Here is a 21,368-nt window from a genome sequence, read left to right on the forward strand (position 1 = left end):
CTTTATCCGCCGTATTCGATTTTTATGATTCAGCTTTAAGCCGCGTATTGCAAAGGCTGTAATAGCCGCCGCCCTTCTGGATCCAGCGAAGGCCGTTCAACGTCCCCGCCTCCTTGTTGCCGTGGTAACCCTGCAGGCAGGTCTTCATCCGCGCCTTCGCGGGCTTTTCGGCCTTGAACTCGGCGGCAAGGGTGGTCGGGAATGTCACGCCCGCCGGGGCTACAGTGGGAGCGACCGCCGCGCTGGCTTCCTTTGTCGGCTGCGGCTCGGGTTTGACCGTATCCGCGCTGGCACCTTCCGTAGCTGATGTCGCGCATTTCTCCTTGCGGAAAGCGGACCAGTCCATGCCGTTCAGGGTGCCGCCTTCCTTGGCTGCTCGATAGGTCTCTCCGCATTCCTTCATCGTCAGGGCGCTTGCCGGCGCGACGCTCCAAGCAACCGATGCCATCACAGCCAATACCGCCAATTTCAAACCGCGCATAAAACCCTCCTGGTTGGTAACAAGCAGACGTCTTTTTGTATACTGTTTGTTCTTGATATGTTCAATCAGAATCTTTGCGAGTTATCGGCGTGGGCGAATTGATGATGCCGACCCTTCCCCGGTAGGCTGATGCGAGCAAGGCCGCAGGCGCTTTAGCGCGCAACAAAAAAGGCCCGCGCATCTTGCGATGCGCGGGCCTTTGTTTGGAGAATGTGGCTAGGCGGTCAGCCCTTCAGCTTGGCGTTGCAAAGGCTGTAGAAACCGCCGCCCTTCTGGATCCACTTCAGGCCGCCGAGCGCGTTGGCGTCCTTGAGGACGTAGTATTGGTCGAGGCAGGTATGCATGCGGCCCTTTCCGGGGGTCTCGCTGGCATATTTCGCCGAGATCGCGGAGGGGAAAGTGACGCCCTTGGGTGCAACCGTCGTCGGCTTTGCCGGCTCCTTGGTGTAGGTCGCCTCGCTGGGGGCAGGCACGCTGTCATCGTCGGACGCGCCGGCGCCGCATTCGGCCTTGCGGAAGTCGTTCCACTTCTGGCCCTTCAACGTGTTTGCCGTCTTGGCCGCCTGGTACTTGGTGCTGCATTCGGCCATGGTCAGCCCTTTGCCGCCATCCGCCGGAGCGGCAGCCGCCTTGGTGGTGGCCGGCTTGGTGGTGGTTGCTGCAGCGGATGCGCCAGCGGCGCATTCGGTCTTGCGGAAGTCGTTCCACTTCATGCCGTTCAGCGTGCCCGCGGCCTTGGCCGCCTGGTATTTGGTGCTGCATTCCTTGGCGGTCAGCCCTTTGGCAGCGCCGTCATCGGCGGCGGCCGCGGCCTTGGTCGTCTTGGCCGGCTTCGTCTCGGCGGCTTTGGTCGTGGCCGCCTTGGTGTCCGTGGTGGCTGCGGCGTCGGTACCGCATTGCGCCTTGCGGAACTGGTTCCAGGTCGCCCCGGCAAGTGTCCCCGCGTCCTTGGCGGCGTTATACTTCGTGCTGCACTCGGCCATCGTCAGCGCATTGGCTGGCGCGGCCAGGAACAACGTCGCGACCGCAAGGCCGGTCAGAGTGGCAAGTCGGTGGATGAGCATAGCGTTTCTCCGTTGCTGCAGCCCATTATACGTCCCAGCGAATCAATAACGCTCAACGATCGGTTGCGCCAGATGCCAGGTGGCTTATATATCGCCGAAAGTCGCGTTCTAACGACAAGGTGATGAAATCATTGAGCGTCAGCGCCGACGTGACAAGAATTTTCAGGGTGCATCTGCGCCGAATGGCTCGCAAAACTGGTATATTGTGGCGCAACAGTGTTCCCATGCTAGGCGGTGGCCATGTTGTGTGCAGCGCACAACAATGATTTTCTAAGGATTGGTAACATATAATCACACAATGTGATCGAGGCGCGACGGCCAATTGTGGCATGACGTGCCGGCTAAGGACAATCAGGGATACTGGCTAGCATGGCAGGGAATTACTTCGGCACGGACGGCATTCGCGGGCGCGCCAACAAGTTTCCGATGACCGCCGAAATCGCGATGCGGGTCGGCATGGCCGCCGGCCTCTCGTTCCAGCGCGGCAGCCACCGCCATCGTGTCGTGCTCGGCAAGGACACCAGGCTTTCCGGCTATATGATCGAAAACGCGATGGTGGCCGGCCTTTGCGCCGCCGGCATGGACGTGTTCCTGCTCGGCCCCATCCCGACCCCGGCGGTGGCCATGCTGGTACGCTCGCTGCGCGCCGACATCGGCGTCATGATCTCGGCCTCGCACAACCCCTACTACGACAACGGCATCAAGCTGTTCGGGCCGGATGGTTACAAGCTCTCCGACGAGATCGAAGAACGCATCGAAAGCATGCTCGACAAGGATATCGAACTGGCGCTCGCCGATTCCGACGGACTTGGCCGCGCCAAGCGCGTCGACGGCGTGCATGACCGCTATATCGAATTCGCCAAGCGCACGCTGCCGCGCTCGATGTCGCTTTCGGGTCTGCGGATCGTCGTCGATTGCGCCAACGGTGCTGCCTACAAGGTGGCGCCCGAGGCGTTGTGGGAACTCGGCGCCGAGGTCGTGGCCATCAATGTCGAACCCAACGGCTTCAACATCAACAGGGAATGCGGCTCGACCCATCCGGCCGGGCTGCAGAAGAAGGTGCATGAAGTGCGCGCCGACATCGGCATCGCGCTCGACGGCGACGCCGACCGTGTCGTCATCGTCGACGAGAACGGTGCCATCGTCGATGGCGACCAGATCATGGCGCTTATTGCCGAGTCCTGGCACCAGAGCGGGCGGCTGGCCGGCGGTGGCGTCGTTTCGACCGTCATGTCCAATCTCGGCCTCGAACGCTTCCTCGGCGACATGAAGTTGCAATTGCACCGCACCAAGGTCGGCGACCGCTATGTCGTGGAGCATATGCGCGCGCATGGGCTCAATGTCGGCGGCGAGCAGTCGGGCCACATCGTTCTGTCCGATTTCTCGACGACCGGCGACGGCCTGGTCTCGGCGCTGCAGGTGCTGGCCTGCATCAAGCGGCAGGGCCGCCCGGTGAGCGAACTGTCGAGGAAGTTCGAGCCGGTGCCGCAATTGTTGAAGAACGTTCGCATCGCCGGCGGCAAGCCGTTGGAGGAAGCCCCGGTCAAGGCCGCGATCGAGGATGCCCGCAATCGCCTCGGCAAGGCGGGGCGCCTCGTCATCCGTCCATCCGGCACCGAACCGCTGATCCGTGTCATGGCCGAGGGTGACGATCCGCAACTGGTCGAAGCGGTCGTCAACGATATCGTCGAGGTCATTTCGGAAACCCGCAGCGCCGCCTGATCTGCGCTCCGCCTGGAAGACAACGCATCGAAAGCTCGCCCCTCGGCGGGCTTTTTTGTTGGCCGCGGAATCGGTTAAGTTCTGTCGAAATCATCGCCGAATCGCTCGGATTTTAGAGATTCGTGGTTAATCGACAGGGTTAAACGCCTTTTAACTTTTGCAATTCATTATCCACGCCTGAAAGCCAATCTCATTCGGACACGATCGGCGTTCCGAGGATTTCTAGGGGTGACAAGCATGTTCAATACAGCAAGAAAGGCCCTGTTCGCGCTGCTGTTCGCGGGCCTGGCCTGGCCAGTGTTCGCAGCCGACCTGCCCGAGCCGCAGGTCGAAGAGGCACCGCCGCCGGTCTACGAGCAACCGGTCGACGTTGGCGGCTGGTATATCCGTGGCGACATCGACTACCACAAGTCGAAGGTGGGCGACATCGACTACATCACTTACGGAGCCGACCCTTGCCCGTGCGGACCTCCTGTCGGGGTCGCCGGCAGCAAGTCCTTCGACTATGGCAAGCTCAAGGGCGGATTCTCGCTCGGCGCCGGCGTCGGCTACAAGATCAACGAACACTTCCGCACCGACCTGACCGCCGACTACTGGTTCAAGTCGAACTTTAGCGGCGGCACTTCGGATGCTACCACGACCTCGGTCGAATCGTCGAAGATGAGCGCCTTGCTGCTGCTCGCCAATGCCTATGTCGATATCGGCACCTGGCACGGCATCACGCCTTATGTTGGCGCCGGTATCGGTGGCGCGCGCGTCAAGTGGGATACTGTCTACGACCCGACGCCGGGCGCTACCGAGTCCAACCCGGGAACATCCAGCTGGCGCTTCGCCTATGCGGTCATGGCCGGTGCTTCCTACTGCCTCACCGACAAAGTCATCCTCGATGCCGGCTACCGCTTCTCCCATATCCAGGGCGGTCGCATGTTCGAATATGGTCCAGCCGGCGCCACGCCGGGCGCCGGGCCGGGCTTCGACCATGGCTTCAACACCCACGAGGTGCGCGGCGGCCTGCGCTACCAGTTCGGCGGCAACAATGGTTGCGCCGCACCTGTGGTGGCCTACCAGCCGGAACCCGAGCCGATCTACACCAAGTAACCGCCTCGGACTTCCAGAATTCGTCGACCGCCCGGCATCAGCCGGGCGGTTTTCGTTTGAGATGATCGAAGTCAGCCCGTTCGAAATCATTCGCTAACCCTCTGTTAGCCTTAACCGTGACTTAACCACTATGGTTAACAATGCTTCCTGAAACGATGGCGCTGTCAACATGTGCGACGCGCCGAATTCGGGAGCCGGGGACCATGATATCAACATCGCGTATGGCGCTGGCGCTTGCCGCATTCCTGTTGCCGCTGACGCCTGCCCTCGGCGCCGACTACGATCCGCCGATCTATGTCGACCAGGCGCCGGACTATGTGCCGGTCGAGGTTGGCTCGGGTTGGTACTTGCGCGGCGACGTCGGCTACGCGTTCAGCCACCCATTCGATCACGAGGAGGTCTCGAGCGGGCCCCTGAACAGCTTTACGTCCGAGAGCAGCCTTTTTACGGGCAGCGTCGGCATGGGCTATCACGTCAACGACTATCTTCGGGTGGAACTGAATGGCGGGATCCTGCCGACCAATAAATTCGCGGATCATCAGAAGCTTGCCACCACTTGTAAAGGCACGACGCTCGTAGATGACGGTTTCGGAACCATCAATTCCGCGCCCGCATCGCAGCCATGCGATCAGTTCGACAACGGCAGCAACAAAGCTTACAGCGTCATGGCCAATGGCTATGTCGATCTCGGCACTTATGTTGGGATCACTCCGTATATTGGCGGTGGTATCGGCCTTGCCTACAACAAATATTATAAGAGCATTGGCGCGAAGGATTGTGTGGAAACGCCGGTAAATTCTGCCGGAACGGGCGGGTTTTTCTGTAATGACCCTGCAGGGTATGATGGCCAAACCGATACGGCTGCCAAATTCAACTTCGCTTACTCGATTGGCGCCGGGCTATCTTACCAGGTTACCAAGAACGTTTCCGTCGATCTGGGCTATGAGTATTTCTCGGTGCCGGACGGCAGATATGTCGCTTATGACAATGGCGCCTTCAACATTCACAAGGGCATCGACTACCAGACGGTCAAGCTCGGGCTGCGCTACGATCTCTGGTAGGCTTGGCAAAGACCGGGACTTTGGCGGCGGATCCTGTGGTCCGCCGTTTGCGTTTGAAAGCGCGAGATCCTGATAGCGCGCCGTTCGCCAAAACCGCTGTGCACTTTGGGCGACGTGCATCTGGTATCCTGCCAGCGACAAAAACTTTCCTCTTGACGCCCGAGGCCTGAACGCATATCGCCGTCCGTGGGCCACCCCTCCCCAACGAGGGGCCACTATCTGGAAGGATAGACCACGATGACGACGCATGCGAAGCCCGGACTCCGTCCGGCAAATCCCAATTTTTCCTCAGGTCCCTGCGCAAAACGCCCCGGCTGGTCGGTCGAGGCGCTGAAATCCGCCGCGCTTGGCCGTTCCCACCGCGCCAAGATCGGCAAGACCAAGCTCGAGCAGGCGATCGAGCTGACGCGCGAGATTCTCAAGGTTCCCCAGGACTACCGCATCGGTATCGTGCCGGCCTCGGACACAGGTGCTGTCGAGATGGCGCTGTGGTCGCTGCTCGGCGAGCGCGGCGTCGACATGGTCGCCTGGGAAAGCTTCGGCTCCGGCTGGGTCACCGATGTGGTCAAGCAGCTGAAACTCGCCGATACCAGAAAGATCGAGGCCGGCTATGGCGCGCTGCCCGATCTGACCAAGATCGATTTCGACCGTGACGTGGTCTTCACCTGGAACGGCACGACCTCGGGCGTGCGCGTGCCGGACGGCGATTTCATCCCGGCGGATCGCAAGGGCCTGACCATCTGCGATGCGACGTCGGCCGCCTTCGCGCAGAGGCTCGATTTCGAGAAGCTCGATGTCGTGACCTTCTCCTGGCAGAAGGTGCTGGGCGGCGAGGGCGCGCATGGCATGCTGATCCTCAGCCCACGTGCCGTCGCACGGCTGGAGAGCTACAAGCCCGCATGGCCGCTGCCGAAAATCTTCCGCCTGACCTCGGGCGGCAAGCTGATCGAGGGCATCTTCAAGGGCGAAACCATCAACACGCCGTCGATGCTGTGCGTGGAGGACTATCTCGACGCGCTCAATTGGGCGAAGTCGATCGGCGGGCTCGATGCGCTGGTCGCCCGGGCAGATGCCAATGCCGCGGTTCTCGACCGGTTCGTGGAGGACTCATCCTGGCTCGGCCATCTCGCCGCCGCGCCGGCGACGCGCTCGAACACGTCGGTCTGCCTGTCCTTCAGCGACCCGGATATCGCGGCGCTCGACGCCGACGGGCAGGCGGCGTTCGCCAAGGGGCTTGTCTCGACGCTCGACAAGGAAGGCGTCGCCTACGACATCGGTTCCTACCGCGACGCCCCACCGGGATTGCGCATCTGGTGCGGCGCAACCGTCGAGACCTCCGATCTCGAGGCGCTGCTGCCCTGGCTCGACTGGGCCTTTGCCAGCCAGAAGGCGTCGCTGAAAGCGGCTGCCTGAGAATCCTGTGGCGGCCCGCGGGCCGCCCATTTCCGGATCAATCCCATTTTTCAAGGAGGCCGCCATGGTGCCCCGCGTTCTCGTTTCTGACAAACTCTCACCTACCGCCGTGCAGATCTTCAAGGATCGCGGCGTCGAAGTCGATTATCTGCCCGATCTCGGCAAGGACAAGGAAAAGCTGCTTGAAGTGATCGGCCAGTATGATGGCCTCGCCATCCGCTCGGCGACCAAGGTCACCGAGAAGCTGATCAACGCCGCAACCAATCTCAAGGTCATCGGCCGCGCCGGCATCGGCGTCGACAATGTCGATATCCCGGCGGCGAGCCGCAAGGGCATCATCGTGATGAACACGCCCTTCGGCAATTCGATCACGACGGCCGAACACGCGGTGGCGATGATCTTCGCGCTCGCCCGCCAGATCCCGGAAGCCAATGCTTCGACCCATGCCGGCAAATGGGAGAAGAACCGCTTCATGGGCGTCGAGATCACCGGCAAGACCTTGGGCGTCATCGGCTGCGGCAATATCGGTTCGATCGTCGCCACACGCGGCGTCGGGCTCAAGATGCATGTCGTCGCCTTCGACCCGTTCCTGTCGGACAAGCGCGCCGAGGAACTCGGCGTCGACAAGGTCGAACTGGACGAACTCTTCGCCCGTGCGGACTTCATCACGCTCCACACGCCGCTGACCGACAAGACGCGCAACATCATAGACGCGGCGGCGATCGCCAAGATGAAGAAGGGCGTGCGCATCATCAATTGCGCTCGCGGCGGGCTGGTGGTCGAGGCCGACCTCGTCGCGGCGCTGAAGAGCGGCAAGGTGGCGGGCGCCGGCATCGACGTGTTCGAGGTCGAGCCGGCCGAGCAGAATGCGCTGTTCGGCATGGAGAACGTGGTGGCGACACCACATCTTGGCGCCTCGACGGCGGAGGCGCAGGAGAATGTCGCGCTGCAGGTCGCCGAGCAGATGGCCGACTACCTGATCAAGGGCGCCGTCTCCAACGCCATCAACATGCCGTCGATCACGGCGGAAGAAGCGCCGCGGCTGAAGCCGTTCGTGAAGCTCGCCGAAGTGCTGGGCGCCTTCGTCGGCCAGGTCACCGACGATCCGATCAGCGAGGTCGAGATCCTGTTCGATGGTTCGACCGCGACGATGAACACGCGCGCGCTGATCAGTGCCGCGCTTGCCGGACTGATCCGCCCGCAGGTCGCCGACGTCAACATGGTGTCGGCGCCGATCATGGTGAAGGAGCGCGGCATCATTGTCGCCGAGGTCAAGCGCGACAAGTCGGGCGTGTTCGACGGCTATATCAAGCTGACCGTCAAGACCGAGCATATGACCCGCTCGATCGCCGGCACCTGCTTCTCCGACGGCAAGCCGCGCTTCATCCAGATCAAGGGCATCAATCTCGACGCCGAAGTCGGCCAGCACATGTTGTATACGACCAACGCCGATGCGCCCGGCATCATCGGCCTGCTCGGCACGGTGTGCGGCGAGAACGATGTCAACATCGCCAACTTCCAGCTTGGCCGCAACCGGCCGGGCGGCGACGCCATCGCGCTGCTCTATCTCGACGCGCCGTTCCCGGAAAAGGTGCTGGCGCAGGTGCGGGACCACAAGTCGATCGACTCGGCAAAGCGGCTGCAGTTCGACGTCGGCGGGATCTAATCCCCGCACCTATCACGGGCGACAAGCGACCATTTACGACGCCCCGTTTGCAGGCATGCAAGCGGGGCGTTTCCATCAGCGCCGACACCATCCGGCGGATTGCGCCGTCGCAGCCAGACGCCGCGCGCAACGGATGGTTGGCCTGTCGTATCCCGGTCAATTCGGCTATCGCCGGAGCGGCGGCCGACGGTCCCCTTTGCCTCCATCGAATAAGATTATATCGTTTAGTCGCCAATACATTAGCGGACGGCGATAAGCAGACGGCTTGGCCTAATCTAACGATTTCGTGATCTGCTTGACGATGGCGGTTTCTTTCCGCACGCTGACTCCAATGGATGGGCATGACTTAAACCCAACTAGTTTGGTCATGATTTGTGCGTGTTCCGTGGCGCGTGTCTGTTACTGTCGGAGTGCCTTCGATGGATCGTTATAATACTGTCCGCCTGAGCCGGCGTCTTTTTCTGTCTTCGGTTGCGATGTTTACGGTCACGGCAACATCGGCAAGCTTTGCCCGATCCTTGTCGGGCTCGCTGCCTTGGGCGCCGCTGTCGTCCGATCCGCCGGTGCAGGTCGTGTCAGGCGGCTGGCAGTTCTTCACGCCGCAGGAAGCCGCCCTGGTCGAAGCCATCGTCGACCGCATCATTCCCGCCGACGACCTGTCGATGGGCGGCAAGGAGGCTGGCTGCGCCGTCTATATAGACCGTCAGTTGACGGGCGCGTTCGGAACGTCGAGCCGGCTCTACACGAAAGGACCGTTCCTGCCGGGATTGCCCACGCAGGGATATCAGGGCGAGGCGAACCCGGCCCAACGCTATCGCTCGGGCCTTGCCGCCATCGACGCTTTCCTGAAGCAGCGCGACGGCAAGACATTCGTCGAGCTCCAGCCGGCCGACCAGGATGCGTTCCTGACCGCCATGGAAGCCGGAAAGGTCGAATTGCCCGGTGGCGTCAAGGCCGCCGGCTTCTTCGGGCTTCTGCTGCAGAACACCATGGAAGGGTTCTTCGCCGATCCGGTCTATGGCGGAAACAAGGACATGGTCTCGTGGCGCATGCTCGGTTTTCCCGGCGCGCGCTATGACTACCGGGACCACGTCAGCAAGCACAATCAACCCTATCCGAGGCCGCCCGTCTCTATCGAGGGCAGCCCGGAATGGCTGGTGAAAAGGAGCTGACCATGACGACGATACTGCCCCGCAAGGACGTCGTGATCGTTGGCCTCGGCTGGACTGGGTCCATCCTTGCGCATGAACTGACCGATCAGGGCCTGGACGTGCTGGCCATCGAGCGTGGCCCCTGGCGCGACACGGCAACCGATTTCAACATCGGCTACGCTCAGGACGAACTGCGCTACAGCGTGCGGCGCGACCTGTTCCTGCAGCCCGCCGTCGAAACTCTGACGATGCGCAACGACCCTTCGCAGACGGCGCTGCCGATGCGCGATTTCGGCTCGTTCCTGCCCGGCAACGGCGTCGGCGGCGCAGGCGTCCATTGGAACGGCCACACCTGGCGGTTCTGGGATTCGGATTTCCAGATCAAGACCAACCTCACCAAGAGGTATGGCGCGGCGCGGATCGCCGATCTCCAGGTCGAGGACTGGGGCGTGACCGGCACCGAGATGGAGCCCTATTACGACCAGTTCGAATATCTGGCGGGCATCTCGGGCAAGGCCGGCAACATCAAGGGGCAGATACAGGAAGGCGGCAACCCGTTCGAGGATCCGCGGTCCCGGGATTATCCGAACCCGCCGATGGAGATGACCTACGCGCCGACCCTGTTCGCCAATGCCGGCCGGTCCATGGGATTGCACCCGTTCCCGACACCGTCGGCCAACATGTCGCGGACCTATGTCAATCCGCTCGGTATCACCATGGGGCAGTGCACCTATTGTGGATTCTGCGAGCGGTTCGGCTGCGCCAATTATTCCAAGTCGAGCGCCCAGACCACCATCCTTCCCGTCCTGATGAAGAAGGCCAATTTCGAGGTCCGGACCGACAGCGAGGTGCTGCATGTCGATCTCGCCGCCGGCGGCAAGTCCGCGCGGGGTGTCACCTATGTCGATACGTCGGGACAGGAATTCTTCCAGCCGGCCGATCTCGTGCTGCTGTGCGCCTACGGCCTGCACAATGCCCGGCTGATGATGCTGTCGGGCATCGGCAAGATCTACGATCCCGTCACCGGCGAGGGCACAGTCGGGCGCAATTATTGCTACCAGACCAATGCCGGCGTGCAGGTGTTCTTCGATGACAAGAACTTCAATCCGTTCATTGCCGCGGGCGCGCTTGGCCAGACGATCGACGACTATAATGGCGACGCCTTCGATCATGGCGGGCTCGATTTCGTCGGCGGCGCGGGCATCAACTGCATCCCCACCAATGGACGTCCGATCGGGACAAGGCCGACGCTGCCCGGCACGCCGAAATGGGGCAGCGCCTGGAAGAAGGCGACCGTCGCGGGCTACAAAAGCACGCTCGGCTTCTCCTCGCAGGGCAGCAGCTACGCGACGCGCACCAACTATCTCGACCTCGACCCGACCTACAAGGATCGCTTCGGCCGGCCGCTGATGCGCATGACCTTCGATTTTCCAGACAACGATATCAGGATGTCGAACTATCTCTGCGACCGGATGGAGGAGATCGCCAAGACGCTTGGCGGCAAGCAGTACAATGTCGGCCGCCGCAAGAAGGGATGGGACAGCGTCCCCTATCAAAGCACCCACAATACCGGCGGCGCCATCATGGGAACGGACCCGAAGAAGAGCGCGGTCAACAGCTTCCTGCAAAGCTGGGATGTGCCCAACGTCTTCGTCATCGGCGCCTCGGCCTTTCCGCAGAATGCCGGCAAGAATCCGACGGGAACGGTCGGCGCGCTCGCCTATCGCGCTGCTGACGCCATCCGCAATCACTATTTGCGCAATCCCGGCGCGCCGCTGGTGCAGGCATGAAGGCGCTCGCAGCGTCACTCTACGCCGGCGCGGCCCTGCTGGCGATCACGCCGGCACTTGCCGCCGACCAGGCCGACCAGATCATCCGCGGCCAATACCAGGCCGTGCTCGGCGATTGCGCGGGTTGTCATACGAGGCCGGGCGGCAAGCCGTTGGCCGGTGGCCTGCCGCTCGAAACGCCTTTCGGCGCGCTGGTGCCGCCCAACATAACGCCGGACCACGAGACGGGCATCGGCAATTGGTCAGAGATCGATTTCCGCAACATGATGAAGACCGGCGTCGGCCACGATGGCGTGCGGCTCTATCCCGCCATGCCCTACCCCGCCTATACCAAGATGACCGAGCAGGACATTTCCGACCTCTGGGCATACCTCACCACGGTCGAGCCGGTCTCGAACAAGGTCGAGGCCAACCAGTTGCCGTTTCCCCTGAACATCCGGCTGTCGATGTGGGGCTGGAACCTGCTGAACTTCAGCGAGGCAAGCTTCAAGGCCGATCCCTCCAAGTCGGCGGAGTGGAATCGCGGGGCCTATATCGTCCAGGGCGCCGGGCACTGCGGCACCTGCCACACGCCCAAATCCTTCCTGGGCGCCGATCAGGACTCCAGCTTCCTGCAAGGGGCGTCGCTGCAGGGCTGGTTCGCTCCCGACATCACCAACAATGCACAATCCGGCCTTGGCAAATGGTCGCAAGAGGATGTGGTCGCTTACCTCAAGGCCGGCGTCAATGCGCATTCGATCGCGTCCGGTCCGATGGCCGAGGCGATCGAGAACTCGACCTCGAAGATGACGGATCCCGATCTCAAGGCCGTCGCCGTCTATCTCAAGAGCCTTGGGTCGGACACCGGCAATGCGCAGGCGCCCAAACCCGACGCGGCGCGGATGGTGGCCGGCGAGGCGATCTACCACGACAATTGTTCGGCCTGCCATGGCGGCGATGGCGCCGGGGCCGGGGCGTTGTTCCCGACGCTGGTCGGCAATTCCATCGTCGCCCAAGGCAATCCCGAAACGCTAGCCCGCGTCGTTCTCGCCGGAAGCCAGGCGGTGCACACGGCCGGCGCGCCGACGACGCCTTCGATGCCCTCGCTGGCATGGCGGCTGAAGGACCAGGAAATCGCCGACGTGCTGACCTATGTGCGCGGCAGCTGGGGCAATTCCGCTCCGGCAGTCTCGCCCGACGATATCGCGGCGGTGCGCAAGGAATTGGTACCGTAATTTCGGCGCGCCGTCAGAGGCGGGAGGTCCCGCGCCCGCTGTATTCGGCGAGCCCGATGCCGCCCAGAACGAGGACGAGCGCCAGCGCCTGATAGAGCTGGAACGTCTCGCCGACGATCAGCACCGAAAGCAGCGTGCCGAAGATCGGCACCAGATTGATGAACAGGCCGGCGCGGTTGGCGCCGATGAACTCGTTGCCCCTGATATAGGTTATCTGCGAGATCACCGAGGCGCCGATCGCCGTGTAGACGATGACAGCCCAGCCGCGCGCATCGGGCACGATCACCTTGCCGGCGGCGGCTTCCCACAGGAAAAAGGGCAGCGAGGTGATGAGTGCCGCGAAGGACATGGCCAGCATCAGGCTCTGCCAGCGCATCGCCGGCTTCAGCCGCAATCCGACCGAATAGCCGCTGTAGAGGACGACCGCGACCAGCATGATGGCGTCGCCGAAATTGAGCTCCAGCGTCAGCAGCCGGCGCGGATCGCCATGACAGGCCGTCAGGATGACGCCGAGGATAGTCAGCACCACGCCGGCGATCTGCGCCCAGTTCACGCGCAGGCGGAAGAAAATGAAATTGGCGGTCATGATCAGGATCGGCATCGCCGCCTGTTCGATCGAGACATTGATCGCGGTGGTGTAATTGAGCGCGGTGTAGAAGATCGTGTTGAACAGCGTGAAGCCGCTGGCGCCCAGTGCAGCCAGAACCAGCCAGTGCCTGCGCACGGCAGGCCAATCCTCCTGGATCGTGCGCCAGCCGATCGGCAGCAGGATCGCCACGGCCAGCATCCAGCGCAGAAAGACGAGCGTCATCGGCGAGACGTGGCCGACCGCCAGCTTGCCGGCCACAGAATTGCCGCCCCACAACAAGGTGGTGAGCAACAGGAACATGTAGGCGTTTCGATGCATGGCGGGCTTCCGGCCGCGGCATGGGCCGCAGTGTTTGCCGGCCTATTGCCCCCGTCGGCCCAAGTAAATGATGTCAAAGCCGAAAATTGTTGTGCCTCAGGGCATTTTCGGCGCCAAAGAAAGGTCGCACTCGCGAGGTCTTGACGCTATAGAGGCCTGTCGTTTCGAACCATATCCAAGCCGCGCTGCGGCGTCTCAAGGGAAAAGAAACATGGCCAATGTGGTGGTCGTCGGCTCGCAGTGGGGCGACGAGGGCAAGGGCAAGATCGTCGACTGGCTGTCGGAGCGCGCCGATGTCGTGGTGCGTTTCCAGGGCGGCCACAATGCCGGCCACACGCTGGTCGTCGACGGCAAGATCTACAAGCTTTCGCTCTTGCCTTCGGGCGTCGTGCGGGAAGGCAAGCTGTCCATCATCGGCAATGGAGTGGTCTTCGATCCGCATGCTTTCGTCGCCGAAGTGCAAAAACTCAAATCGCAGGGCGTGGACGTGACGCCGGATCGCCTGAAAATAGCCGAAAACACGGCGCTTATCTTGTCCGTACACCGGGAGCTGGACGGGTTCCGCGAGGATGCCGCTTCAAATTCCGGAACAAAGATTGGCACGACCCGCCGGGGCATTGGTCCGGCCTATGAGGACAAGGTGGGTCGGCGCGCGGTGCGGGTGATGGATCTGGCGGATTTGGAAACGCTTCCCTTGAAGGTCGACAGGCTGCTGACGCACCACAATGCGCTGCGTCGCGGGCTTGGCCATGACGAAGTCACGCATGATGCGATCATGCAGGAATTGACCACGGTCGCGAACGAGATCCTGCCCTATATGGACCGTGTCTGGAAGGTGCTAGACGACAAGCGCCGCGCCGGCGAGCGCATCCTATTCGAAGGCGCGCAAGGCACGCTGCTCGACATCGACCACGGCACCTATCCGTTCGTAACCTCGTCGAACACGGTCGCCGGCCAGGCCGCCGCCGGCTCCGGTGTCGGCCCCGGGACCATCGGCTATGTCCTGGGAATAACCAAGGCCTATACGACGCGCGTCGGTGAAGGCCCGTTCCCGACCGAGCAGAAGAACGAGATCGGCGAGTTCCTCGGCACGCGCGGCCATGAATTCGGCGTCGTCACCGGGCGCAAGCGCCGTTGCGGCTGGTTCGACGCGGTGCTGGTGCGCCAGGCTGTCGCCGTCAACGGCATCAAGGGCATCGCGCTGACCAAGCTCGACGTGCTCGACGGGCTGGACGAGATCAAGGTCTGTACCGGCTACAGGCTCGATGGCGAGACGATCGACTACCTGCCGGCAAGCCAGGGCGCGCAGGCCCGCGTGGAACCCATCTACGAGACGCTGGAAGGCTGGAAAGGCACCACCGCCGGCGCACGCAGCTGGAACGATCTGCCGGCGCAGGCGGTCAAGTATGTCCGATACATCGAGGAGCTGATCGGCGCGCCGGTGGCACTCCTTTCCACCAGTCCGGAACGGGACGACACGATACTTGTGACCGATCCGTTTCAAGACTAGTTTCTGAAGCCTTTCCGGGCATCGCGGCTGATTTGCGGGGGCCGGCGCGGAAGCAAAATACAGGTCGACTGAAGCATGGCAGATTTCGTTGCTGTTCTGAAAAACGCCTTCGAGAAGCACGGCGACGAGACGCCCGAGAAGCGTGCGCGCATCTATAGCAGCGTTCGTTCCATGCTGGCCAAGAAGCTTGCGGAATATTCGCCGCCGATGGCTCCCGAGGCCATAGACAGGCAGAAACGCTCGCTGGAGGACGCTATCGCAGGCGTCGAACGGGACTATGCCAAGGCTGTGCCGGAAACGGATCCGCTCGCGGAGCTGGAGCACATCTTTTCCTCCATCGACCGTAACAAGAACCAGTCGAACCACACCAAGCAGCCAGTGAAGGCGGAGGCTGCCGCCATTCCCGCGCCGTCTCCGTATCGGCCCGCCCCTGCCCCGGCCAGGCCAGAGCCGTACAAGCCGGCGCAGCCCGTGGCGAACCCCGAACCCTACCGTCCCGCTCCAGCCGCCAAGGCCGAACCGGGCTGGCAAAGGCCGACGCCGGTGCAGCCCGTTCCGGACTTTTCGGAAAAGCCCTTGGCGGGGATGGAAACGGATCGGGAGGACGACCAGGACGACGTCTTTGCCAATGACGAAAGGCCGGCGGGCACCGACACTTTCGAGCGTTTGCGCCCGGCCGAACGCAAGCGCGGCTATGGCGGGTTGATCGCCGCCGCCGTCGCGCTGCTGGTCGTTGCCGGCGGCGGTTACGGTATCTGGCTGAACAAGGACGCCTTCGGCAAGATGCTGGGCCTGGGCGACAGCAAGGTTGTCGCCAAGGTCGAACCGGTGAAACCGGCGCCGGCCAAGCCCGCGACCGATGCGGCGGCGACGCCACCGGCGCCCGCGGGTGCCGAAGGCACGAAATTCACGCAGCGGCTGACGCCCGAGGGTGGCGAAACCGATCCCGGCCCGGCCGGTGGACAAAGCGGCATAGGCGAGGGTGAATCCGTCGCCGCGCTGACGACGCCGCCAACGGCAACGAATGCGCCGGCCACCGCGGCGCCGGCGGTTCCGGCACCGGCCGATACGCCCGCGGCAGGCAGGCCGACCGCGACCACGCCCGCGCCAGGCGCCACGCCGGCGACACCGCCCGCCGCCGGAGCCGCGCCCGCGGCACCGGCCGATGCGGCCGCCACACCGCCGCCCGCGCCGGCAGGTGCCACGCCGGCGGCTCCGGCCGTGGCTCCAGCCTCGGTTCCGGTCGGCCAGAAGGCAATCTTCTATGAGGAGCGCACCAGCACCGCCCAAGGTTCGGCCGAGCCCGGCAACATCGTCTGGTCGCTGGTGCAGGAATCGCCCGGCGGCGACCTGCCGCCAGAGCCGGCGATCCGCGCCGAGGCGACCATTCCCGGCAAGGACATCCAGCTGCGCATGACCATCCGCCGCAACACCGACCAGACCTTGCCGGCCAGCCACATCATCGAGATGATCTTCCTGACGCCCGACGGCTTCGAGGGCGGCGGCGTCGACAACATATTGCGCGTCGCCATGAAGAGTTCGGAACAGGACGCCGGCAGCCCCTTGATCGGCATTCCGGCCAAGATCGCCGACGGTTTCTTCCTCGTCGCGCTCAACGACACCAAGGCCGACGAAGACGCCAATATGACCCTGTTGCGCGGCCAGGACTGGATCGACGTGCCGGTCGTCTACAAGACCGGACGGCGGGCGCTGCTGACCATGGAAAAGGGCATTCCCGGCGAGAAAGTGTTCGACGAGGCGATCAAGGCCTGGCAGGCGAAGACGGCGGGTTGAGCAGGCGGCGCAACGGCCGCCTTCGATCAGAAGCCCTGGAACAGCATGTCGAGCGCGGCGACGATGTCATCGTGATGTTTCGTCAAGTTCAGCCGACTTTCACCCAATTCGCTTGCCGGAACGGTAGCAATCAGGTGTGTCGCCATAACCAGCTTCCGGCCGTTGATGTCAAAGATCGGATGAAGCTTTCGCATCGGCGGCGGCACCGTTGCGACCGGCAGAAGCGGGACGACCACGCGCGTCCTGAAATTGTCGAGCAGATCGGATTGAACGTCGAGCAAATAGTTGCCTTCGACGCGACCGGCGAAGACATCATAGCGGGGCATCAGAACTGCCGGTACTCTTCCAACGGGATTCCGTTTTTGTCGATGTAGTCGTTCCACGACTCCATCGTGGCACGGTTCTCAAGCTTCCATAACCGCGTTTTTTCGGCCGCCACCGCTTCCGCGATACCGGCTTCCGCGGCGCGCGAGACATTCACATCAAGCCCCTTGGCTTCCCTCATGAGGTTAGAGTCGATCGACAGATTTGCCGGTTGGCGGATCGCATTCAGGGCAATCTTACGCATAATAGCCTCCGCAACATGCGCATAATGTATGCGCATTCCGGTGCGGAGGCAATAATCAGTCAACTCTGGCTGCGGACGGAGCGTCGGGCCTTCGCTGCGGCTCCCAGCCTTTCGGGCGTTCAAGCTTTCGCCGTTTGTGGCTTCAATCGAAAGATCGTTGTCGATCGCGATCGGCCTACGGCCGAACGCTCTTCACCCTTCCATCTCTTCCCGCAGCATCTCCAGTTCCAGCCACTCTTCCTCGAGCGCCGCCAAGGTGGCGCGCTCCTTGTCGAGGGCGGCGATGGTTTTCTGGAACGAGACCGGATCGCGCTCGTAATAGGCCGGATCGGCGATGTTGTTCTCCAGGCGCGAGATCGACGCGGTCACCGCCTCGATCTTCTTGGGAAGCGAGTCCAGCGCGAATTTCTGCTTGAACGACAATTTTTTGGCCGGCCCCTTTTGTGCGGCGGGTTCAGCCTTGGCAGTGGGCGCATCGCTGGTTTCGGACTTGGCGCGCGCCTTGCGGTCGTCGAGCCTGGTACCGCCCCGCTGCGCCAGCATGTCGGAATAGCCACCGGCATATTCGACCCAGCGGCCCCCGCTTTCGGGCGCGATGACGCTGGTGACGGTGCGGTCGAGGAAATCGCGGTCGTGGCTGACCAGGATGACAGTGCCGGCGAACCCGGCGACCAGTTCCTGCAGCAGTTCCAGCGTCTCCATGTCGAGATCGTTGGTCGGCTCATCGAGCACCAGCAGGTTTGCAGGGCGCGCCAGCACGCGCGCCAGGATCAGCCGCGCCCGCTCGCCGCCGGACAGTTCGCGCACCGGCGTGCGCGCCTGCTCCGGCTTGAACAGGAAATCCTTCATGTAGGAGACGACATGGCGCTGCTCGCCATTGATGACGAGGTTCTCGCCGCGCCCGTCGGTCAGGTATTGCGCCAGCGTCTCCTGCGGGTCGACCGCCTCGCGCTTCTGGTCGAGCGTGGCGATCTCCAGATTGGTGCCGAGCCGCACCGAGCCGGCATCCGGCGCCAATTCGCCGGTCAGCATCTTCAGAAGCGTCGTCTTGCCGGCACCATTTGGCCCGACCAGACCGACGCGGTCGCCTCGCTGGATGCGGGTCGAGAAGCCCTTGACCACGGTGAGGTCGCCAAAGCTCTTCTCGACGTTCTTCGCTTCGATCACCAGCTTGCCGGACTCGGCGGCGTCGCTGGCGACCATGGTCGCGCTGCCTTCGGCGCCGCGATGACCGCGAAACCGCTGGCGCATGGTCTGCAGTTCGCCGAGGCGTCGCATGTTGCGCTTGCGCCGTGCCGTCACGCCATAGCGCAGCCAGTGTTCCTCGCGCACGATCTGGCGGCCGAGCTTGTGCTGTTCGCGCTCTTCTTCTTCCAGCACAACGTCACGCCATTCCTCGAAATGGCCAAAACCTTTATCCAGCCGACGGGTCTGGCCACGGTCGAGCCAGACGGTGGCGCGCGACACGCGCTCCAGGAAGCGGCGGTCGTGCGAGATGACGATCAGCGCCGAGGACGTGCGGACGAGTTCCTCTTCCAGCCATTCGATCACCGAGAGATCGAGGTGGTTAGTCGGCTCATCAAGCAGCAGAATGTCGGGCTCCGGCGCCATTACGCGAGCCAAAGCGGCGCGCCTGGCCTCGCCACCGGAGAGGTCTGCTGGCCGCTCCTCGCCCGACAGGCCGAGATGTTCCATCAGATAGCTGGCGCGGTAGGGATCGTCGGCAGGCCCGAGCCCGGCTTCGACATAGGCGCGCACTGAGGCAAAACCGTCCATGTCGGGCATCTGCGGCAGATAGCGCACCGTCGCCGAAGGTTGGCGGAACACCTCGCCGTCCTGCGGTTCGATCAGGCCGGCGGCGATCTTGAGCAGCGTCGATTTGCCCGACCCGTTGCGGCCGACCAGCGCGATCTTGTCGCCGGCCGACGCGGTCAAGGCGGCGCCGTCGAGCAGCGGCGTGCCGCCAAAAGTCAGTCTTATCCCGTCGAGATTGAGAAGAGGCGGGGCCATGTCAGCTTTCAGGTGAGGGATAGGGATGGGCGAGCAGCAGCGCGCGGCCGTTGCCGAGCGCTATCTCGAGGCGGCCCCCGGTCTTGTCGAAGTTGACCTCGTTGGAAATGGTCAACGACGAACCGAAAGCCACCTCGACCTTGTCGAGTGGCCATTTGGCGCCGGTGACGGTCAGACCGGAGAGTTCGGAAAAGCCCAGAATGGAAAACAGCGTGCCGTCGGCATAATCGAAGCTCGCCCTGCCGTTGAGCAAGGGGACAGCCTCCTGGGCGCCGCTGGTCAAAAGCACATCCGTTCCGGCCTCGGCCAGCCGCAGGCCAAGTGCCAGATGCAGGAAGGCGTGATCGGCGCGCTTGCCGCCGAAGGCGCCCGCCAGCACGAGACGGGTCGCCCCGTGCCCGAGTGCCGCCGCGATCGCCAGTTCGCCGTCGGTCTTGTCCTTTTCCGCCGGGAAGGTCTGGCGGGGCACGGCGGCGAGGTCAGCAGGCAGATCGGCCGGAACCGAATCGAAATCGCCCACCCACAATTCCGGGACAAGGCCCAGCACCCGGGCATGGCCGATGCCTGCGTCGGCGGCGATGACGCGCGAGCCTTCGACCTGGCGGTCGAGCCGGGGCGTGCGGATGAGATCGCCGCCAAGCAGGATGGTGAATATGCTCATATCCCGTCGCCTTACCAGCCCGGCACGGGAAACGGAAGGCGGCAAACTCCCACTTGCGCGGGTCTTCGGGCCGGCCTATGTGTCGGAACGCTCTAACGGGGTGCCGGACGCGAATTTCGCGGGCCGGCTGAGAGGCAGTCTCGCCAACCCGCTGAACCTGATCCGGTTTGTACCGGCGGAGGGATTAGACGTTTCGGACAGTCCGACGCCTCAATTCCTTTCAACGCAAACGAAGGAGGCGCCGATGCGCGCAATTTTATATTCTCTCATCGCAGCCACGGCAGTGGCCTTGTCCGGGCCGGCCTTGGCCAAGGACAAGCTCACCGTCTACACCTATGAGAGCTTCACCGCCGACTGGGGTCCAGGTCCCGTGGTGAGGAAGGCATTCGAGGCCGAATGCGGCTGCGATGTCGAGTTCGTCTCGGTTGCCGATGGCGTGGCGCTGCTCAACCGCGTCAAGCTGGAAGGCGCCTCGACCAAGGCCGACATCGTGCTCGGCCTCGACACCAATCTCACCGCCGATGCCAAGGCCACGGGCCTGTTCGCGCCGCATGGCGCGGTGAGCGATGTCGATGTGCCGGGCGGCTGGAGCGACGATACTTTTGTCCCCTTTGACTATGGCTATTTCGCCGTCGTCTACGATACGCAGAAGCTGACGATGCCGCCGAAAAGCCTGAAGGACCTGGTCGAGGGCAGCGCCGACGACAAGATTGTCATCCAGGATCCGCGCACCTCGACGCCCGGCCTCGGCCTGCTGCTCTGGGTGAAGTCGGTCTATGGCGACAAGGCGCCGGAAGCCTGGGCCAAGCTCAAGACCAAGGTTTTGACCGTGACGCCGGGCTGGAGCGAGGCCTATGGCCTGTTCACCAAGGGCGAGGCGCCGATGGTGCTGTCCTACACTACCTCGCCGGCCTATCACATGGTCGCCGAGAATACCGAGCGCTACCAGGCCGCGTCGTTCGAAGAGGGCGAATACCTGCAGATCGAGGTCGCCGGCATCACCACCACGGGAGCCAAGAATCCGCTGGCGGAAAAGTTCATGGCCTTCATGACCGGACCGAAATTCCAGGACGCCATCCCCGAGACCAACTGGATGTTCCCGGCCGGCAAGACCGACAAGCCGCTAAACCCGGCCTTCGACAAGCTGGTCAAGCCGACCAAGACCTTGCTGTTCAGCCCGGAGGAGGTCGCGGCCAACCGCAAGGCCTGGGTGGACGAATGGCTGGCGGTGATGAGCAAGTAGGTTTTATGGGCTAAT

The 21,368-nt window shown here is 63.1% G+C and carries 18 protein-coding genes and 1 riboswitch; of the genes, 11 read left to right on the forward strand and 7 right to left on the reverse strand.

Going from position 1 to position 21,368, the window contains the following annotated elements; translation table 11 throughout:
- Window positions 1-22 precede the first annotated feature (22 nt).
- Window positions 23-481: a hypothetical protein gene (locus tag LB569_RS14355; protein ID WP_224692880.1), complete on the reverse strand. Its 459-nt coding sequence runs from the start codon at window positions 479-481 to the stop codon at window positions 23-25.
- A gap of 224 nt (window positions 482-705) precedes the next feature.
- Window positions 706-1,545, reverse strand: a complete 840-nt coding sequence (locus LB569_RS14360) for a hypothetical protein (protein WP_140702352.1) — start codon at window positions 1,543-1,545, stop codon at window positions 706-708.
- Between the two features lie 369 nt (window positions 1,546-1,914).
- On the opposite strand from LB569_RS14360, the gene glmM reads away from it, so the two are divergent.
- From glmM to LB569_RS14400, 8 genes are all read left to right on the forward strand, one after another.
- On the forward strand, window positions 1,915-3,267 hold the full coding sequence (gene glmM, locus LB569_RS14365; protein ID WP_140702350.1) for a phosphoglucosamine mutase: 1,353 nt from the start codon (window positions 1,915-1,917) through the stop codon (window positions 3,265-3,267).
- Between the two features lie 237 nt (window positions 3,268-3,504).
- Entirely contained in the window at window positions 3,505-4,365 is an 861-nt protein-coding gene (locus tag LB569_RS14370) for an outer membrane protein (RefSeq protein ID WP_140702348.1), read from the forward strand.
- A 203-nt stretch (window positions 4,366-4,568) separates the two neighbouring features.
- A complete protein-coding gene (locus LB569_RS14375) occupies window positions 4,569-5,426 on the forward strand; it encodes an outer membrane protein (protein WP_224692881.1) in 858 nt (285 codons plus the stop codon).
- A gap of 237 nt (window positions 5,427-5,663) precedes the next feature.
- Window positions 5,664-6,839 (forward strand): phosphoserine transaminase, encoded by a 1,176-nt coding sequence (locus tag LB569_RS14380; protein ID WP_224692882.1) that lies wholly within the window; start codon window positions 5,664-5,666, stop codon window positions 6,837-6,839.
- Between the two features lie 64 nt (window positions 6,840-6,903).
- Window positions 6,904-8,505 (forward strand): phosphoglycerate dehydrogenase, encoded by a 1,602-nt coding sequence (gene serA / locus LB569_RS14385; protein ID WP_224692883.1) that lies wholly within the window; start codon window positions 6,904-6,906, stop codon window positions 8,503-8,505.
- Window positions 8,506-8,924: 419 nt separating this feature from the next.
- Entirely contained in the window at window positions 8,925-9,677 is a 753-nt protein-coding gene (locus LB569_RS14390) for a gluconate 2-dehydrogenase subunit 3 family protein (protein WP_224692884.1), read from the forward strand.
- Window positions 9,678-9,679: 2 nt separating this feature from the next.
- Window positions 9,680-11,446 carry a GMC family oxidoreductase gene (locus LB569_RS14395; RefSeq protein WP_224692885.1) on the forward strand — a complete coding sequence of 589 codons (1,767 nt, stop codon included), beginning with the start codon at window positions 9,680-9,682 and terminating at the stop codon, window positions 11,444-11,446.
- Window positions 11,443-12,660 carry a cytochrome c gene (locus tag LB569_RS14400; protein ID WP_224692886.1) on the forward strand — a complete coding sequence of 406 codons (1,218 nt, stop codon included), beginning with the start codon at window positions 11,443-11,445 and terminating at the stop codon, window positions 12,658-12,660. The genes LB569_RS14395 and LB569_RS14400 overlap by 4 nt, the downstream gene beginning before the upstream one ends.
- 13 nt (window positions 12,661-12,673) lie before the next feature.
- On the opposite strand, the gene LB569_RS14405 is transcribed toward LB569_RS14400, so the two are convergent.
- Entirely contained in the window at window positions 12,674-13,567 is an 894-nt protein-coding gene (locus LB569_RS14405) for a DMT family transporter (RefSeq protein WP_224692887.1), read from the reverse strand.
- Between the two features lie 211 nt (window positions 13,568-13,778).
- Between LB569_RS14405 and LB569_RS14410 the strand changes: the two genes are divergently transcribed.
- Together LB569_RS14410 and LB569_RS14415 are read left to right on the forward strand one after the other, a co-directional pair.
- Window positions 13,779-15,077, forward strand: a complete 1,299-nt coding sequence (locus LB569_RS14410; RefSeq protein WP_224692888.1) for an adenylosuccinate synthase — start codon at window positions 13,779-13,781, stop codon at window positions 15,075-15,077.
- Between the two features lie 75 nt (window positions 15,078-15,152).
- Window positions 15,153-16,871 (forward strand): hypothetical protein, encoded by a 1,719-nt coding sequence (locus tag LB569_RS14415; RefSeq protein ID WP_224692889.1) that lies wholly within the window; start codon window positions 15,153-15,155, stop codon window positions 16,869-16,871.
- Between the two features lie 26 nt (window positions 16,872-16,897).
- Here the strand turns inward: LB569_RS14415 and LB569_RS14420 are convergent, their stop codons facing one another.
- The 4 genes from LB569_RS14420 to LB569_RS14435 form a co-directional block, all read right to left on the reverse strand.
- Window positions 16,898-17,197, reverse strand: a complete 300-nt coding sequence (locus LB569_RS14420; protein ID WP_140702330.1) for a CcdB family protein — start codon at window positions 17,195-17,197, stop codon at window positions 16,898-16,900.
- Window positions 17,197-17,439: a type II toxin-antitoxin system CcdA family antitoxin gene (locus LB569_RS14425; RefSeq protein ID WP_140702328.1), complete on the reverse strand. Its 243-nt coding sequence runs from the start codon at window positions 17,437-17,439 to the stop codon at window positions 17,197-17,199. The genes LB569_RS14420 and LB569_RS14425 overlap by 1 nt, the downstream gene beginning before the upstream one ends.
- A gap of 192 nt (window positions 17,440-17,631) precedes the next feature.
- The gene (locus LB569_RS14430) at window positions 17,632-19,449 is read right to left on the reverse strand and encodes an ABC-F family ATP-binding cassette domain-containing protein (protein ID WP_224692890.1); all 1,818 of its coding nucleotides are present in this window, start codon (window positions 19,447-19,449) and stop codon (window positions 17,632-17,634) included.
- 1 nt (window position 19,450) lies between these two features.
- On the reverse strand, window positions 19,451-20,110 hold the full coding sequence (locus tag LB569_RS14435) for a thiamine diphosphokinase (protein WP_224692891.1): 660 nt from the start codon (window positions 20,108-20,110) through the stop codon (window positions 19,451-19,453).
- Window positions 20,111-20,196: 86 nt separating this feature from the next.
- Window positions 20,197-20,311, forward strand: a riboswitch (TPP riboswitch).
- Between the two features lie 43 nt (window positions 20,312-20,354).
- Between LB569_RS14435 and thiB the strand changes: the two genes are divergently transcribed.
- Window positions 20,355-21,353 carry a thiamine ABC transporter substrate binding subunit gene (gene thiB, locus LB569_RS14440; RefSeq protein WP_224692892.1) on the forward strand — a complete coding sequence of 333 codons (999 nt, stop codon included), beginning with the start codon at window positions 20,355-20,357 and terminating at the stop codon, window positions 21,351-21,353.
- Window positions 21,354-21,368: the final 15 nt, after the last annotated feature.

Source organism: Mesorhizobium sp. BH1-1-4 (genome assembly GCF_020165665.1).
Lineage (GTDB): Bacteria > Pseudomonadota > Alphaproteobacteria > Rhizobiales > Rhizobiaceae > Mesorhizobium.